The sequence below is a fragment of the Saccharothrix isguenensis genome (genome assembly GCF_052936305.1).
In genome coordinates, this window is sequence record NZ_CP193626.1 from 6,237,409 (window position 1) to 6,252,180 (window position 14,772).

A 14,772-nucleotide genomic window follows, 5' to 3' on the forward strand; every position below is an offset into this window, starting at 1 on the left:
CGTTATGTGAGCACACGGAAGCGCAGGTGCAGGACGTCGTCCGCCTCGGCCACCGCGATCCGCTCCAACTCGGTCGGCCGCAGGCCGTCCAGCAGTCGCGCGCCACCGCCCAGGAACACCGGCACCAGCTGGAGCCTGATCTCGTCCACCAGCCCCGCCCGCACCACGTGCTGAGCCGACTCCGCCGCCGCCATGACCAGCACGTCCTTGTCCCCCGCCGCCGCACGCGCCTGGCCGACAGCGCTCTTCGGGCCGTCCGTGACGAACGTGAACGACGCCGACTTCATCGCCGGCGGCGGGCGGGCCTCGTGGGTCAGCACGAAGCTCGGCACCGGGAAGGGCGTGTCCTGCCAGAACCTCAACCCGAGGTCGAACGTCCGCCGACCCAGCACGACCGCGCCCACGGACGCGGCGAACTCCGCGTCACCGTCCGAGCCTTCGGCGAACATCCACCGGTGCAGCCGTTCACCGCCCTCGCCCATCGGGTGGTCGTCACCCGGGTCCGGCCCGGCGCTGTACCCGTCCAGCGACACCGAGCCGTTCAACACCACCTTGCCCACGGTCATCCCCCCACGAACTCCGCGCGCACCCCCAGCAGGCGTACAGCGCGAGTGTCCTCGAATCGCGCCAACGCCGCCACGGCCGCGTCCTCGATCGGCCCTGCCTCCGTGGTGGGCGCGTCCAGCGTGACGCCCCGCGTGGAGGTGAAGAACGGCACGAACCGCACCTTCACCACCACCCGCGCCGCCGGCCGCCCCTCCGCGCGCACATCCTCCACCACCCGCCGCGCGAGCAGCCGCACCTGCGCGCGGATCTCCTCCTGGTCGGTCAGGTCGTGCTGGAACGTCGTCTCCCGGCTGCGCGACTTCGCCACCCACGGCGTCGCGGTGACGTCCGTGTCGCCCGCACCCAGCGCCAGCTGCCGGAAGTGCGGCCCCATCGCCGGGCCGAACCGCGCCGCCAGCACTCCCGGCTCGGCGCGCGCCAGCTCCTCGACCGTCCGGATCTCCAGCGAAGCCAGCTTGGCCGCCGTCCGGGAGCCGATGCCCCACAGCGCGGTCACCGGCCGTCCGGCCATCACCTCGACCCAGTTCTCCCTGGTCAGCCGGTACACGCCGGCGGGTTTGGCGAACCCCGTGGCGAGCTTCGCGCGCAGCTTGTTGTCGCCGATGCCGACCGAGGACTCCAGCCCGGTCCCAGCCTTCACGGCCCGCCGGACGGTCAGGGCCAGCGCTTCCGGGTCGTCGGTGCGGGCACCCAGGAACGCCTCGTCCCAGCCGATCACCTCGACCACCACGGGCAGCTCCCGAAGCACGTCCATCACGTGCGCGGACACCTCCTCGTAGGCGGGCGCGTCGGAGGGCAGGAACACCGCGTCCGGGCACCGCTTCTTCGCCAGCCGCAACGGCATCCCCGAGTGGACGCCGAACTCCCTCGCCTCGTAGGACGCGGTGGCCACCACGGCGCGTCGCGTCGGGTCGCCGGCTCCTCCGACGACCACGGGCCTGCCGCGCAGCTCGGGCCGGCGCGCGACCTCGACCGCCGCGATGAACTGGTCGAGGTCGACGTGCAGGACCCAGTCCCGTTCGGACACGTCCGCCAGTATCACCGTGCCATGCTGTCCGCGTGCAGCCGGAAGGACTCGCCCACCTGCGTCGGGCACGGGACTTGATGGACCGCGAGTACGCCCGGCCGCTGAACGTGCCGGCCATGGCCCGCGCCGCGCTCATGTCGCCCTCGCACTTCGCCCGGCAGTTCAAGCTGGCCTACGGCGAGACGCCGTACAACTACCTGATGACCAGGCGCATCGAACGGGCGAAAGCGCTGCTGCGCCGGGGCGACCTCACGGTGACCGAAGTCTGCATGCAGGTCGGCTGCACCTCGCTCGGGTCGTTCAGCACGAGGTTCACCGAGCTGGTGGGCGAGACGCCCAGCGCCTACCGGGCGCGCACCCACGACGCGGTCGCCATGGTGCCCGCGTGCTGGTCCAAGGTCGTCACCAGACCGAGCAGGTTTCGAGAAGCACGAGCCTGACCGGCGGGCATAGGTTCGCGGACATGGGCCTCAAGATCTCGCACACGTTCCTCCAAGTCCGCGACCAGGAAGAGGCGCTGACCTTCTACCGCGACGTGATCGGCCTCGTGGTGCGCCTCGACGCGCCGATCGAGGAGTTCCGCTGGCTCACCGTCGGCCCCGCCGACCAGCCCGACGTGCAGATCGTGCTGGAGAACCCGGACATGGGCCGGTCCCCCGACGACGCGGTCGCGATGAAGGAGCTGATGGCCAAGGGCTCGCTGGGGTCGGTCATCTTCCAGGCGGACGACTGCGACGCCACGTTCGAGAAGGTCCGCGCGGCGGGCGCGGAGGTCATGCAGGAGCCGGTGGACCAGGCCTACGGGGTGCGGGACTGCGCTTTCCGCGACCCGTCGGGCAACCACATCCGCTTCGCCGGTCCGGTCAAGGGCTGACCGTTTCGCGCGGGCGGTCGTCCGTGCCACGATCAAGACGTGACGACCAGCCCCCGCGACCGTGACGAGCAGGGCCGGGCCCGCAACGCGAGACCGCGTGACGGGCTCGGCCGTCCGCTGCCCTACGGGGCTCCAGGTGTCGAGCGCCAACCCGAGGGTGTGCCCCGCACGCCCTCGGAGGCGTTGACCGAAGCTCAGCGCCTGCTCGACCTCGGCCGCCCGTTCCACGCGCACGAGGTGCTGGAGGACGCGTGGAAGACGGCGCCGGAGTCCGAACGGGAGCTGTGGCGCGGGCTGGCGCAACTGGCCGTGGGCATGACCCACTCGCTGCGCGGCAACGCGGCCGGCGCTTCGTCGCTGCTGGGCCGGGGCGCGCGCACCATCTCGCCTTACCGGGACGACCCCCCGCACGGGGTGGACGTGGCGGGCCTGCTGGCCTGGGCCGCGTCGGGTACCGGCGTGCCGCGGCTGACAGGGGGTTCGTGACGTGGTGATCAGGCCTTATCGGGAGTCGGACCGGGACGCGGTCGGCGAGATCTGCGCGCTCACCGCGGACGCGGGCGGCGACTCCCGGCACATCTACCCCGACGTGGACCTGATGCCGACGCTCTTCGCGTGGCCGTACGCCGAGTTGGAGCCGTCGCTGGCGTTCGTGGCGGACAACGGCGAGCGCGCGGTCGGCTACGTCGTCGGCACCGCGGACACGCCGACGTTCGTGTCGCGGTTCGAGTCGGAGTGGCTGCCGAAGGTGTCCGACCGGTACCCGAAGCCGGTCGACGAGCCCACCACGCCCACCGAGCACATGGTGGCGCTGCTGCACAACCCGCACCACATGATCGTCCCCGCGTTGGCCGACTACCCGGCGCACCTGCACATCGACCTGCTGCCGGAGTACCAGCGGGCCGGGCACGGGCGGGCGCTGATGACGGCGTTCCTCGGCGCGCTGGCGTTCCAGGGCGTGCCGGCCGTGTTCCTGGGGATGCTGACGGTGAACACGCCGGCCCGCGCGTTCTACGACCGGCTGGGCTTCCACGAGATCGACGTGCCGAACCCGGAACCGTTGACCTACCTGGGGCTTCAAGTTGGGCTGAATGCCCGCTTGGGGGCACCTGCGGCGGGGTAACTGGTGGGTGACCACCCCCACCCTGGAGGCACCAGTGCTAGCGATCATCGCCGCGGTCATCTTCGGCCTCGCCCTCCTGCTCGACCTGGCGAACGCGTCGTTGGGCACCGTGCTCGACGGCGGCACGCTCCTGATGGCCGGGCTGCTCTGCGTGGCGCTGCACCTCGCCGGTGTCGGCGCCGGCGCGAAGGCGCTCAGCTTCCGCCGCCGCCGCTGACCCCGTCCGCCCGGTGCGGGCACCGTCCCGGGTGGACAATCGACCGGTGGACGTGACCGCGAGCCGGGTGATCCCCCGGCCACCGGAGGTCGTGGCGCGGTACGCCATGGACTGGCGCCACGACCACGAGTGGACCCGGGGCATCAAGCGGGCCGAGTTGAGCGCTCCCTCGCCCGGCGGCGGGTTCGGCGTGGGCGCGGAGGTGACGCGCACCGCGCGCTTCCTCGGCAAGGAGTTCGACTACGTGCTGCGGGTCGTGGCGCACGACCCGCCGACGCTGCTGGAGATGACGTCGGTCGCCGGGCCGTTCCCGATGCACGTGGCGTACCGGTTCGACACCGCGCCGGGCGGTGGCACGGCCGCCTCCATCCGCGTCCGCGGTGACGCGAGCCGGCACTACCGGCTGTTCGGGCCGTTCATGGCGCGGTTCGTGCGGGCCAACCTCCGCAAGGACCTCGGGGACCTGGCCCGCCACGTCGGCTGACCGCCCTCAACGCGGCGGTGGCACGACGAGCAGGCACGCCACGCACGGCATGCCCTCCGGCTCCGGCAGCAGTTCCGCCGTGCCCACGTCGATCCGCTCGCCGCACAACGTCAGCAGCGCCGACTGGGTCCCGTCCGGCAGCGGCACCAGGTGGCAGCACCGCTCCCACTCGCCCCCGAGGTCGCCCCTCCTGCGCACGAGCAGCACCGGGTCCTGGGAGCGCTGCGAGGCGTTCACGTGGACACCAGCTCGTCGTCCGTCACGACGCACACCACGGCGTCGGAGGTCGCGTAGAAGTCCAGCCAGTACGGACCGCAGTGCTGCCTGGCGCCGACGTTCCCGTCGCCTGCGGCGTCCCGGGGTGGCGGCTCCGTGGGTTCCGGTTCGATCACCCTCCCATCGTGCGGCGAGACCGACGGGTAGCCCAGCGTCGGCGGTGAATCGGTCGCGCCGTACCCGGAAGTCGCATAGGGATCGGTTCAGCGGATCTCACGGGCGAGCTCCGCGACGTCCGGCGCGCCTTCCCACGGACCGAGCCTGCCCAGCTCGCGCACCACCAGCGCGGACTTGGTGGCGCGGGCGGTGTCCAGCGCCTCGTACGCCAGCGACACGGCGTGCTGCCGTTCACCGGCCATGGCGTGCGCGTGGGCGAGCTTGGCGGTGTGCACCCCCTGCTCCCACGTGCACAGTTGCAGCCACACCCGGTCCTGGACGTTCTGGTAGACCTCGATCGCCCGGTTCGGCTTGCCCAGCTCCAGCCAGCTCGCCGCGCGTTCCATCTCGAACTGCTGGGTGGTGGCGCAGTAGCCGATCCAGTACTCCTCGTCGGTCCGCGGCGTCACCCGCTCGAACTCGGTGCGCGCCTGGTCCAGCCGGTCCATGCAGGACGCCTCGTCGCCCGCCACGGCCAGACCCCGTGCCTCCTGCCGGAACGCGAGGGCGCGCACCATCGGGCTCAGGTCCTGCTCGCGGCGGGCCGCGCGGGCCAGGCCGACCACGCGGTCGGCGTCGCCGTCGGCCTCCGCCAGCTGGGACATCCGGACGTAGGAGTAGGCGACGACGTCCCGGTTGTCGGCGGCCTGGCCCTGTTCCAGCGCGCGGGCCGTCCACTGGATCGCCCCGCGCGGGTCGCCCAGCTCGTCGTGCATCCAGCCGAGGAATTCGGCGTAGGTGGCGGCGATGCCGAGCAGGTCCCGGCGCCGCTCGCCGCGCGCCGAGCGGCGCAGCGCGTCGATGAAGTCGTACATCCCGCGCGCGGTGGGCATGAGGGCGCGGGAGCTGCGCCAGTTGTGCGCGTCGTTGACGATTCGGCGCAGCACGCGCAGCCGGCTCAGCGCGTCGTCCGCGACCGCGCCACCGGACGCTCCGCCGCCGAACACGGCCGTGCTCGTGAGCGCCATGAGGGTGTCGACGCCGATGCCGACCGCGCCGTCCAGCAGGTTCGTGAAGCCGGGCGCGAGGCGGTCGAGGGCGGCGCCGTCCACCGGCAGCGAGTCGTCGGCCAGGCCGAGCAGGTGCGCCGGGATGCCCAGCAGGCGCTGCAACGGCCGCAGCACGCGCAGGTCGTAGGAGATGTTGCTGCCGGACTCCAGCCGCGAGATGGCCGACTGGGAGAACCCGGCGAGCGAGCCGAGTTCGTCCTGGCGCAGCCCGTGCGCCCGCCGTGCCACCGCCACGACCGCGCCCGGGGACTGGTTGCGGACCGCCTCCCGCACTTCGCGGCTGTCCCACAGCGAGCGGGGCAGCGGCGGCAGCGCCGCCTCCGGGACCACCACTGCGGGCCGCCCCGCGGTCGGGTCGGTGCGATCGAGTGCCATGACCAAGTCCTTCCGAGAGACACAGCATCCTGGCACCGCTCCCAGAACCGCGCGACCGCCGTTGCAGGGGTCGGGTCACCCATTGCGGGGTCACGTGGCCGGCCGCGCCGATATGCTCCGCCGGTGATCAGGGTGATGCGGGACTTCTCGACCGGTGTCGGACTGCTCGGACAGGGTTTCGGGCTGGTGTTCCGCTCGCCGAAACTGCTGCTCATCGGCGCGATCCCGGCGTTGCTGACGACCGTGCTGCTGATCGGCGGCGCCGTGGGCCTCGCGGTCTACATCAACGACATCGCCGCCTGGGCCACGCCGTTCGCCGACGACTGGAACGAAGGGCTGCGGGCGGCCACCCGGTTCGCCGCCGGGTTCTCCATCATCGGCGCGTTCATCGCGATCGGGCTGCTGCTGTTCACCGCGATCACGCTGATCATCGGCGGCCCGTTCTACGAGCACATCGCGGAGACCGTGGAGGACACCCACCTCGGTGGCGTGCCCGAGACCGACCAGGCGAGCTGGGCGAGGTCCGCCGCGGTGGGCATCCGGGACGCGGTGCTGCTCGTCGGCCTGGCGATCCTCTGCGCCATCCCGCTGTTCGCCGCCGGGTTCATCCCGATCATCGGGCAGACCGTGGTGCCGGTGATCGCGGTGTGCGTCAACGCGACGATCCTCGGCATCGAGCTGACCGGCATCCCGTTCACCCGGCGCGGCCTGAAGCTCAACGTGCGTCGGCAGGTGCTGCGCAAGCGGCGGGCCGTCACGCTCGGCTTCGCCGTGCCCACCTACCTGCTGTGCCTCATCCCGTTGGCGGCGCTCGTGGTGCTGCCGGCGGCGATGGCAGGCGGCACGGTCCTCGCGCACCGCCTGCTCCACGACCAGATCAGGTGAACGGCACCCACGCCAGGGTCGCCAGCCCGTCGATCCGGTTGACCTGGACGCCCACCGCGGACACCGTCCACAGGTCGTCGCCGATCACCAGCGCCCGGCGGATGCCCGGGTCGTAGGTCGACGCCTCGTGCTCGATCGCGCCCAACGCGGAGAACGCGCCGTCGCCGAGCCTCAGCACGAGCAGCCCGCTGGAGATCTGCTCGACCGGCTTCCGCCCGACCGGCGTGGTCAGCACCGGCAGCAGGACCAGGTCGCGGGCCGGCCAGTACAGGAACGCGTGCGGGTCGAACTCGACCTCCGAACTGGCGCCCGGCAGGTGGTGGGCCGCGACCCTGGTCGGCACGGCCGGGTTCGACACGTCGAACAGCGACACCTGCGTGCCCGTGGTGCGGCCCTGCGAGGTGGCCTCCTGACCGACGCCGATCAGCTTCCCGTCACCCGCCGGGTGCAGGTACGCCGAGTAGCCGGTGATCTTCAGCTCGCCGACCTTGCGCGGCTTGGCCGGGTCGGACAGGTCCAGCGTGTACAGCGGGTCGACCTGGCGGAACGTCACCACGTACCCGACCGGGCCGACGAACCGGACGCTGTAGATCCGCTCGCCCAGGCCGAGCCCGTCGACCTTGCCGACCTCCTGGAGCCGCGCGCCGTCCCGCTTCAGCACGGTCACCGCGCTCTGCGTCGCGGGCGCGTTCTCCGGGATGCCGGGCGCGTCGGCGGACGTCGTCGCCACGCGCAGGTGGCCCTGGTGCTCCGACAGCGAGTACTGGTTCAGCAGCGTGCCGCCGACCTGGCCGGACGCCACGTGCTTCGGCGGTCCCGGCTGCGAGATGTCGAACTGGTGGATCGCGGTTGTCGGCGGGACGTTCGGCGCCCTGCGCGTCATCGGCCGCAGGTGGCGGTCGTCGGCCACGTAGAGGGACGTGCCCGTGCCGTAGACGGTGTCGCCGTCCGCCATGATCGTCACGGCGTCGCCGGTGCCCAGGTCGCCGGGGAAGTCGAACGTCAGCACGGACAGCATGGACGTGGCCGAGTGCTGCTCGGGGTGGCTGACCCGGTCGCAGTCCACCAGCGTGCCCTCCGAGCGGGAGCCGTCGGCGGCGGTCAGTTCGTAGCGCGGGAACCACGTCCCGATCGGCGCGGTGGCGGCCACTTCCCGGTTCCGGATGAGGGATTCCGCCTCGGTGCGGCCGTCCGTCGGGTACACCCACGGCAGGCGCGGCCCCGAGTGCACGACCACGCGCACCACGTCGCCGATCTGGCGGGCGTCCACGTAGCGGCCATCCACGGTGAGCGTGTTCAGGACGCGCGGCTCGGCGGTGAGGTCGACCAACGTCACCGACGAGCCGTCGACATACGGTTCGTGCGGGCTGTCGACCGCGATGCGCTGAGCCACCATGCCCTGCCCGCCGCCGACGACGAGCGCGCGGTCGCCGTGCAGCAGCAGTTGGGACGCGTAGCCGCCGGGCACGTCGAGGGTGCCGGTGAGCCGGCGGGTGGCGACGTCCAGCACGCGCAGCTTGCCGTCGGCGATCGTGACGACCCGCTCGCCGTCGGTCTTCACGAGGTCCGGCTCGTCCACGCCGGCTTCGTGCGCGTTCGTCTTGGAGTGCTCGGGGACGTCCGCCGCCTCGCCCGCCGCCATCGGCGTGCCGGCCGGCGCGCTGCGCGAACTGGCGTCCGCGTCCGCCCTCGACTCGATGGCGATGTCACCGTCGATGGCCAGGAAGCCCGAGTTCCCCAACCCGTACACGCCGACGTGGGGGCGGATCGCCTCGCGCAGTTCGGTCAACGCGGCCTCGCACGTGTCGAACGCGACCAGTTCGACCGGCACCGCCTCGATCGGCGGCGCGGTCCGCCAGTCCTCCACCACGGCGGGCACGGCCGACGCCGCGCTCACCCCCACCACCAGGGCGACACCACCGAACAGCGCCGCCCGTGAACCCCAGGGCCGTCTCGTCATGTCCACAGGACGGGACGAAGTGGCCGAAGGGTTGCGTGCCGCGGGTCCCGGTGTGCGTGCCGCGAGTCCCGGTGTGCGGGGGCGCGGGCCGGTCGGCCGCGGGAATCGTGACGTGATTGAGTAGGCCAGGACCTTGCCCAACGCCCCCGTCCCGGGGGCGGAGCGACACAGGAGAGACATATGGCCCCGAGCAAGCCCGTGGTCGAGCCGTACGAGGGCGCCCCGCCCGCCGACCTGGTGATCGAGGACATCACCGTCGGCGAGGGCACCGAGGCGGCGCCCGGTCAGCTCGTGAACGTGCACTACGTCGGTGTGTCGCACTCGACCGGCGAGCAGTTCGACGCCTCCTGGGACCGCGGCGAGGCGTTCAGCTTCCCGCTGGGCGCCGGGCGCGTCATCGCCGGCTGGGACCGCGGTGTCGCGGGCATGAAGGTCGGCGGCCGGCGCAAGCTCGTCATCCCGGCCCACCTGGGGTACGGCGACCGGGGCGCGGGCGGCGTGATCAAGCCCGGCGAGACGCTGATCTTCGTGGTGGACCTGCTCGGCGTGAACTAGGAGTCCCCGGACGGCCGCCGCCCGTGCGGGTGGCGGCCCGACAAACCGCGACAACGGCCCGTTCGGCGCGGTGGCGATCGACCGGCGCACCGGGTTGATCACGGAAGGCGTCAACGGCCAGGACTTCGACGTCATCGCCCCCGGCCAACCCGCACCCGCTCCTGCGCGAGAACTTCCGCGACATGGACCAGTGGCAGCACCCCGTCATGAAGAACGAGGTGGAGCGGCACCAAGCCCCGGTCCTCGGCCCGGACGGCAGGGCGCTGAGGGACGAGGACAACCAGGTCATCAACGAGGACTGGGTCCTCCAAGGCCAGGTGCACCAGGACGTTCGCCTGCGGCACGCCGAGGTGAAGGCCGTCAACGAACTGCTGTGGGCCCGTCAGCGCGACCACGAGATCGAGTGGCGCAGGCAGCACGGCGCGGACTCCGACCCGTCGCCGTGGAGCCGGCAGGCGCCGGAGGACATGCGCTTCGACCCCCGGCACCTCCAGGACCAGTTCCGCAAGAAGGAGCAGGTCGGCAACCTCGGTGACCCGGGTCCCGCAATTCGCGCCTTTCGACTACCGGTCCCGAGGCAGTCTCATCCCCCCAGCAACGCAATGACGAATGCGAATCGACCAGAACGACACCTACGTCGACGAGACCCAGCGCGTCTTCCACGAGGACGAGTTGTTCACCGGTGAGCTGGAGTCCAGGGACGAGGCCGGCAACCTGCTGGAGCCGGCGAACTACTACGACGGCGTGAAGCACGGCGTGCAGGAGCAGTGGTGCCCCGGCGGCCAGAAGAAGGTCCAGGGCATCTCGAAGATGGGCAAGGCCGTCGGCGACTGGTACCGGTGGCACCCCGACGGGCAGTCGGCCATGCACCGGACGTTCAACGACAACGGCTGGCCGCTGCACGTCAAGCGGTGGGGCGCGCAGGGCAACCTCGTCCAGGACCAGAAGCTCAGCTGAACCCCGTCGAGCAGCGACCGGTCACGGTCGGCGCGGGCCTGACCAGCGGTCTCCCATCCCGACCACGCGTCCGTGTCCTGGCCGTTAAGATCAGCGACACCGTGTCGGGGGGAGCCAAAGGGGTGTTCGACGCATGAGCCAGCCAGCCACACCGCTGACCGAGCAGGAGCAGAACCAGCTCGTCAAGCAGATCGGCCGCGCCATGCTCCCCGCCCTCCCACCGGGGTGGCAGCGGATCCGGGCGGAGTACCGGGCGGCGGGTCGGCACATCGAGGTGGACCTGGCGTTCGCCGGTCCGGACGGCCAGTGGCGGCAGGTCCGCCCGCCGATGGACGTGGTGCAGCTGTTCGGACAGCTCCGCGCCGGGATGTACGAGCCGGTCCGGGGCACGTGGCTGAGCGCGGTGTACGAGATCGAGGCGCCGGCGGCGTTCGCGGTCGACTTCAACGCCGAGGACGAGCCGCGCTGGCGCAACCCACCGCCGCTGATCGGCTTCCAGGACGAGCTGCGCACGTTCCCCCGCCAGGACGAGCGCATCCCGGAGTGGCTGCGCCGGCGACTGGGTCTGCCGCCGCTCCCGGCACCCGTCGAACCGGAGCCGGAACAACAGCCCGCCGCACCCGTCGTGCAGGACGGCGAGCTGCGCACCGCGCACGTCTACGACGGCCGGGACGAGGAAGGCCGCCCGGTGGTCAACCGGCAGGCGATCGACCGCCAACTCGGCGACGCGCTGCTCGCCTACCTGGAGGGCGCGCCGGTCGTGCTGGCCGCACGGGACCCGGACGTGGACGAGTTCGTCCCGGCCGAGCGGGACGTGCCGCTGAACTTCCGCACCGACGGCACCTGGATCTGGGCCGGCGCCGTGCCGCACTACCTGCGCAAGCACGGCCTCCCTCCGGAGCCCGACCTGGTGGAGCACATCGTGGCCCGCGGTTTCCGGCTCGGCGAGGTGGACGAGGCGACCCGCGAGCGCGCGGTCGCGGTGATCACCGGCGGGGCTTGACCAGCAGCACCAGCACGGCGACGCCGACCCACACGTAGGCGTTGCCGACGAGGTGCTGCCACCACGTCCACTGGAGTTCCAGGTCCTCCTCGTGCGGCAGGAACCACATCGGCGCGACCAGGAACAGCAGCGCGAGCAGCCCGGTCCACAGCTTCGACCGGTACGCCAGGTAGATCAGGCCGGGCGCGATCCACACCCAGTGGTGCGACCACGACACGGGCGACACGAGCAGCCCGCCGACGGCGACCGCGAGCAGGGCCGCCACGTGGTCGTCCTTGGCGCGCGCGACGGCGATCCACACCAGGACCACCGCACCGAGGCTGAGCAGCCCCCACACGGCGGTCTCCGCGAGACCGGTGAGGCCGAGCCGGTGCACCAGTCCGCGCAGCGACTGGTTGCCGACGTACGCGAGTCCACCCACCCGGCCGGGGTCGAGCAGCGCGTCGAACCAGTACTGCTTGGTGTCGGTCGGCGCGGCGACGAGACCGGCCAGCCCGAACCCGACGAACGACGCGAACGCCGTCACCACGGGCTTCCACTGGCGGCGGGGCAGGAAGAACAGCACGAAGATCGCGGGCGTGAGCTTGATCGCGGCGGCCAGGCCGATCAGCAGACCGCGCGGCCACTTCGTCTTCGGCAGCAGGCAGTCGAGCGCGACCAGGCCCATCAGCAGCAGGTTGATCTGGCCGAAGTCCAGCGTCTCCCGGACCGGTTCCAGCACCAGCGACCCGGCGGCCACGCCCAGGCCGACGAGCACGGCGCGCTCACCGAGGCCGTGCACGTGCCGCGCGGTGGTCAGGCAGACCACGGTGAGCAGCGCGAGGCCGACACCGGTCCACACCAGCACGGCCGCCGACCACGGCACGACGGCGAGCAGCGAGAACAGGGTGGCGGCGATCGGCGGGTAGGTGAAGGGCAGCGCGGGCCCGTCCAGCGGTTTCGGGAAGCCCTCGGCGTACAGGCGCACGCCTTCCAGCCACGCCTGGCCGCCCACGCGGTAGACCCGCAGGTCGATCAGGCCGGTGCCCGACCGGATGAGGACCACGGCGAGCGCGACGGCCATCACGGCGACCCACACGCCGACGACCCGTTTGTCCGTGCGAACCGGCACCGCCACCGAACACCCCCGATTTGTCTTCCGAGGCATCGTAGCCGGCGGCCGGGGCCACCTCGGACACCGTGCGCCGATGCGCGGAGTGAGGTCGACATCACCGTGCCCCACCTCGTTCGTTTACGTAGGGTGGCGATGTGTGCGCACACAGTCGAGCACTTCCGACGATCGGGTTACCTCAGCGCACAAAAGCGCACGCACGGGATACCCTGTGCGCATGAGTCCCGCGCTGGAGGCGGTGTTGGCCAAAGCAGGCCTGCAGGTCACCCCCGATGAGTTCCTGTCGCTGGTGGCCGACGCGGCGAAGAAGCTGGCGCCGCCACACCCCGATCCCGCGAGCTACTTCCCACCGGACCAGCGCGACGCGCTGGTCGAGGTGGGCCTGGACCTGAGCCCGCACCTCGTCACCGACGACCAGGGGCGCGCGCGGACCGTGGTGGCGCACGCCGTGCTGCGGGACTCGGCCCTGACCGTGGCCGAGGCCGCCCGGCAGCTGGGTGTGGACACCAGCCGCGTCCGGCACCGGCTCGGCGTCGGCCGCCTGGTCGGTTGGAAGGACCGGGGCAGCTGGCGGCTGCCCGCCTGGCAGTTCGCCGGCGGTGGCGTGCTGCCGGGGCTGGAGGCCGTGCTGGCCGCCGTGCCCGCGGACCAGCCCGCGCTGGTGGTGGCCGGGTTCATGACGACCGAGCAGGAGGACCTGTTGGTGGACGGCAAGCCGACGACGCCGCGCGAGTGGCTGCTGGCGGGCGGTGATCCGCGCCGGGTGACGACGCTGGCCGCGCAGCTCGGCACACCAGCCTGACGCGGCGCCCGGCTGCCGACGAACCCGCGACGAACCCCTACCGACGACGACGCCGTCGGCAACGAGAGCTGCCGTCGACGGCCTCGCCGTCGATGATCCTGTCGCCGAGAACCTTGGACGCGAATGTCACGGCTTCCCCTGCCGCCCGCTCCCGCTGTGCTCCAGGCGAACCTGCGCCGCACCGAGGACGTCGTGGCGGTGCACCGGGCGACCCGGTTGGTGCGCGTCTTCGCCGCGAAGGGTCTGCACCCGCAGCGGTGGAACAGCTTCCGGTACACCGGCCCGCTGCCGCACGCCCGGTTCGACACCCAGCCGCCCGGCCCCGACGGGTCGCCCACGCACGCCCACGACCAGGGGGTGCTGTACTTCGGGCTGACCGTGCGGACGTCGGTCGCCGAGGTGTACCAGGCGACGTCCGTGGTGGACCGGCGGACCCGCAGCCCGTTCCTGGTGGTGCTGCGACCTCGGCGGACCCTGCGGCTGCTGGACCTGGCCGGGCTGTGGCCGACCAGGGTCGGCGCCTCGCAGGAGATCAGCACCGGGCCGAAGGCCGTGACGCAGCAGTGGGCGCGGGCCATCCGGGCGGCCTACCCCGAGTTGGACGGGCTCTGGTACCGGTCGTCGATGGACTCCGGCGCGCCCGCCGTGTGCCTGTGGGACCCGCCCGGCGGCTCCGGGCTGCCCGTCTCGCCGGACGTGCTGCTGCCGCTGGAGCACCCCGGCCTCGACCTGCCGCTGGCGCGGGTGTGCGAAGAGCTGAACTACACGCTGCTCGGCTGAACGGCCGCGGCACGGGGCCGCTCAGACCTTCGTCGTCTGCCTGCCGCGCTTGCGGGGCGCCGGCAGGAACCGGCCGTACCTGACCTCGGGCAGGTTCTGGTCGCCCAGCTCGTAGCGGTGCACCAGCCCGTCGTGCCGCCAGCCGTGGGACTCGTAGAACGCCCGGCTCTTGGCGTTGTCCTGGAACACCCACAGGACCGCGTACCGGAACCCCTGCTCCACCAAGTGGCGGACCGCGGCCTCGTGCACCACGTGGCCCGCGCCCCGGCCGTGGTAGCGGGGGTCGGCGTAGATCGCCACCAGCTCACCCGTGTGCAGGTCGGGGTGGGCGTCCTTGGACTCGCGCACCGAGTCGACGGCGCAGTAGGCGCCGATCTTCCCGGTGCCCGGCTCGACCGCGACGAACACCCGGCTGGGGTCCGGCAGCCGCAGCACCCGCGCCCACGCCGGGAGCCTGCTCTCGGGCAGCATCCGGTCCAGCACCGGGTCGTCCACTATCCCCCGGTACGAGTGCTGCCAGGCGTCGACGTTGATCCTGGCGATCTCGGGCGCGTCGTCGGGCTGTCCGGCCCGCACGGTCCACTGCATCGGGGAAGCGTGCCGCAAGCAC

General features: G+C 72.3%; 20 protein-coding genes. 12 read left to right on the plus strand and 8 right to left on the minus strand.

From position 1 onward, the window contains the following. Window positions 1-2 precede the first annotated feature (2 nt). Both ACRAKI_RS27720 and ACRAKI_RS27725 read right to left on the minus strand, forming a co-directional pair. Complete coding sequence (locus ACRAKI_RS27720; RefSeq protein WP_447003431.1) at window positions 3-566, minus strand: dihydrofolate reductase family protein; 564 nt, start codon at window positions 564-566, stop codon at window positions 3-5. Further along, entirely contained in the window at window positions 563-1,594 is a 1,032-nt protein-coding gene (locus tag ACRAKI_RS27725) for a DNA polymerase IV (RefSeq protein ID WP_447003432.1), read from the minus strand. Before ACRAKI_RS27725 ends, ACRAKI_RS27720 begins: the two co-directional genes overlap by 4 nt. A 32-nt stretch (window positions 1,595-1,626) precedes the next feature. Between ACRAKI_RS27725 and ACRAKI_RS27730 the strand changes: the two genes are divergently transcribed. The 6 genes from ACRAKI_RS27730 to ACRAKI_RS27755 are packed head-to-tail and all read left to right on the plus strand — an operon-like array spanning window position 1,627 to window position 4,292. Next, the gene (locus tag ACRAKI_RS27730; RefSeq protein ID WP_447003433.1) at window positions 1,627-2,034 is read left to right on the plus strand and encodes a helix-turn-helix transcriptional regulator; all 408 of its coding nucleotides are present in this window, start codon (window positions 1,627-1,629) and stop codon (window positions 2,032-2,034) included. Window positions 2,035-2,057: 23 nt separating this feature from the next. Then, window positions 2,058-2,468 (plus strand): VOC family protein, encoded by a 411-nt coding sequence (locus ACRAKI_RS27735; RefSeq protein WP_447003434.1) that lies wholly within the window; start codon window positions 2,058-2,060, stop codon window positions 2,466-2,468. 39 nt (window positions 2,469-2,507) lie between these two features. Next, a complete protein-coding gene (locus ACRAKI_RS27740; RefSeq protein WP_447003435.1) occupies window positions 2,508-2,954 on the plus strand; it encodes a DUF309 domain-containing protein in 447 nt (148 codons plus the stop codon). A 1-nt stretch (window position 2,955) separates the two neighbouring features. Further along, the gene (locus ACRAKI_RS27745) at window positions 2,956-3,591 is read left to right on the plus strand and encodes a GNAT family N-acetyltransferase (RefSeq protein ID WP_447003436.1); all 636 of its coding nucleotides are present in this window, start codon (window positions 2,956-2,958) and stop codon (window positions 3,589-3,591) included. 34 nt (window positions 3,592-3,625) lie between these two features. Further along, complete coding sequence (locus ACRAKI_RS27750) at window positions 3,626-3,808, plus strand: hypothetical protein (protein ID WP_447003437.1); 183 nt, start codon at window positions 3,626-3,628, stop codon at window positions 3,806-3,808. A gap of 46 nt (window positions 3,809-3,854) precedes the next feature. Further along, window positions 3,855-4,292, plus strand: a complete 438-nt coding sequence (locus tag ACRAKI_RS27755) for an SRPBCC family protein (protein WP_447003438.1) — start codon at window positions 3,855-3,857, stop codon at window positions 4,290-4,292. A gap of 6 nt (window positions 4,293-4,298) precedes the next feature. On the opposite strand, the gene ACRAKI_RS27760 is transcribed toward ACRAKI_RS27755, so the two are convergent. From ACRAKI_RS27760 to ACRAKI_RS27770, 3 genes are all read right to left on the minus strand, one after another. Then, window positions 4,299-4,529 (minus strand): hypothetical protein, encoded by a 231-nt coding sequence (locus ACRAKI_RS27760; RefSeq protein WP_447003439.1) that lies wholly within the window; start codon window positions 4,527-4,529, stop codon window positions 4,299-4,301. Continuing rightward, window positions 4,526-4,684, minus strand: coding sequence for a hypothetical protein (locus tag ACRAKI_RS27765; RefSeq protein ID WP_447003440.1), 159 nt, complete (start codon window positions 4,682-4,684; stop codon window positions 4,526-4,528). The genes ACRAKI_RS27760 and ACRAKI_RS27765 overlap by 4 nt, the downstream gene beginning before the upstream one ends. Window positions 4,685-4,771: 87 nt before the next feature. After that, window positions 4,772-6,109, minus strand: a complete 1,338-nt coding sequence (locus ACRAKI_RS27770; RefSeq protein ID WP_447003441.1) for a helix-turn-helix domain-containing protein — start codon at window positions 6,107-6,109, stop codon at window positions 4,772-4,774. A 132-nt stretch (window positions 6,110-6,241) separates the two neighbouring features. Here ACRAKI_RS27770 and ACRAKI_RS27775 point away from each other — a divergent pair, with 132 nt between their 5' ends. Further along, window positions 6,242-6,994: an EI24 domain-containing protein gene (locus ACRAKI_RS27775; protein ID WP_447008533.1), complete on the plus strand. Its 753-nt coding sequence runs from the start codon at window positions 6,242-6,244 to the stop codon at window positions 6,992-6,994. Here ACRAKI_RS27775 and ACRAKI_RS27780 read toward each other — a convergent pair. Beyond that, window positions 6,987-8,954: a beta-propeller domain-containing protein gene (locus tag ACRAKI_RS27780; RefSeq protein ID WP_447003442.1), complete on the minus strand. Its 1,968-nt coding sequence runs from the start codon at window positions 8,952-8,954 to the stop codon at window positions 6,987-6,989. The two genes, ACRAKI_RS27775 and ACRAKI_RS27780, sit on opposite strands and share 8 nt — an antisense overlap. 180 nt (window positions 8,955-9,134) lie before the next feature. On the opposite strand from ACRAKI_RS27780, the gene ACRAKI_RS27785 reads away from it, so the two are divergent. The 3 genes from ACRAKI_RS27785 (at window position 9,135) to ACRAKI_RS27795 (ending at window position 11,469) form a co-directional block, all read left to right on the plus strand. After that, window positions 9,135-9,509, plus strand: a complete 375-nt coding sequence (locus tag ACRAKI_RS27785) for an FKBP-type peptidyl-prolyl cis-trans isomerase (RefSeq protein ID WP_033442899.1) — start codon at window positions 9,135-9,137, stop codon at window positions 9,507-9,509. A gap of 609 nt (window positions 9,510-10,118) precedes the next feature. Then, entirely contained in the window at window positions 10,119-10,466 is a 348-nt protein-coding gene (locus ACRAKI_RS27790) for a toxin-antitoxin system YwqK family antitoxin (RefSeq protein WP_447003443.1), read from the plus strand. Between the two features lie 133 nt (window positions 10,467-10,599). After that, window positions 10,600-11,469, plus strand: coding sequence for a hypothetical protein (locus tag ACRAKI_RS27795; RefSeq protein ID WP_447003444.1), 870 nt, complete (start codon window positions 10,600-10,602; stop codon window positions 11,467-11,469). Here the strand turns inward: ACRAKI_RS27795 and ACRAKI_RS27800 are convergent. Further along, window positions 11,453-12,580: a glycosyltransferase 87 family protein gene (locus tag ACRAKI_RS27800; protein WP_447003445.1), complete on the minus strand. Its 1,128-nt coding sequence runs from the start codon at window positions 12,578-12,580 to the stop codon at window positions 11,453-11,455. The genes ACRAKI_RS27795 and ACRAKI_RS27800 overlap by 17 nt on opposite strands. 217 nt (window positions 12,581-12,797) lie before the next feature. On the opposite strand from ACRAKI_RS27800, the gene ACRAKI_RS27805 reads away from it, so the two are divergent. After that, the gene (locus tag ACRAKI_RS27805; RefSeq protein WP_447003446.1) at window positions 12,798-13,382 is read left to right on the plus strand and encodes a DNA-binding protein; all 585 of its coding nucleotides are present in this window, start codon (window positions 12,798-12,800) and stop codon (window positions 13,380-13,382) included. Window positions 13,383-13,505: 123 nt separating this feature from the next. Continuing rightward, window positions 13,506-14,162: an RES family NAD+ phosphorylase gene (locus ACRAKI_RS27810; protein ID WP_447003447.1), complete on the plus strand. Its 657-nt coding sequence runs from the start codon at window positions 13,506-13,508 to the stop codon at window positions 14,160-14,162. Window positions 14,163-14,183: 21 nt separating this feature from the next. Here the strand turns inward: ACRAKI_RS27810 and ACRAKI_RS27815 are convergent, their stop codons facing one another. After that, the gene (locus ACRAKI_RS27815) at window positions 14,184-14,750 is read right to left on the minus strand and encodes an N-acetyltransferase family protein (RefSeq protein ID WP_447003448.1); all 567 of its coding nucleotides are present in this window, start codon (window positions 14,748-14,750) and stop codon (window positions 14,184-14,186) included. Between the last annotated feature and the right edge of the window lie 22 nt (window positions 14,751-14,772).

What these genes read in the sequence shown, in the direction of transcription:
- ACRAKI_RS27795 (WP_447003444.1), top strand. Translation starts at nt 10,600, where the DNA reads ATGAGCCAGCCAGCCACACCGCTGACCGAGCAGGAGCAGAACCAGCTC.
- ACRAKI_RS27780 (WP_447003442.1), bottom strand. Translation starts at nt 8,954, where the DNA reads ATGACGAGACGGCCCTGGGGTTCACGGGCGGCGCTGTTCGGTGGTGTC.
- ACRAKI_RS27810 (WP_447003447.1), top strand. Translation starts at nt 13,506, where the DNA reads ATGTCACGGCTTCCCCTGCCGCCCGCTCCCGCTGTGCTCCAGGCGAAC.
- ACRAKI_RS27770 (WP_447003441.1), bottom strand. Translation starts at nt 6,109, where the DNA reads ATGGCACTCGATCGCACCGACCCGACCGCGGGGCGGCCCGCAGTGGTG.
- ACRAKI_RS27790 (WP_447003443.1), top strand. Translation starts at nt 10,119, where the DNA reads ATGCGAATCGACCAGAACGACACCTACGTCGACGAGACCCAGCGCGTC.
- ACRAKI_RS27785 (WP_033442899.1), top strand. Translation starts at nt 9,135, where the DNA reads ATGGCCCCGAGCAAGCCCGTGGTCGAGCCGTACGAGGGCGCCCCGCCC.
- ACRAKI_RS27720 (WP_447003431.1), bottom strand. Translation starts at nt 566, where the DNA reads ATGACCGTGGGCAAGGTGGTGTTGAACGGCTCGGTGTCGCTGGACGGG.
- ACRAKI_RS27735 (WP_447003434.1), top strand. Translation starts at nt 2,058, where the DNA reads ATGGGCCTCAAGATCTCGCACACGTTCCTCCAAGTCCGCGACCAGGAA.
- ACRAKI_RS27815 (WP_447003448.1), bottom strand. Translation starts at nt 14,750, where the DNA reads ATGCAGTGGACCGTGCGGGCCGGACAGCCCGACGACGCGCCCGAGATC.
- ACRAKI_RS27805 (WP_447003446.1), top strand. Translation starts at nt 12,798, where the DNA reads ATGAGTCCCGCGCTGGAGGCGGTGTTGGCCAAAGCAGGCCTGCAGGTC.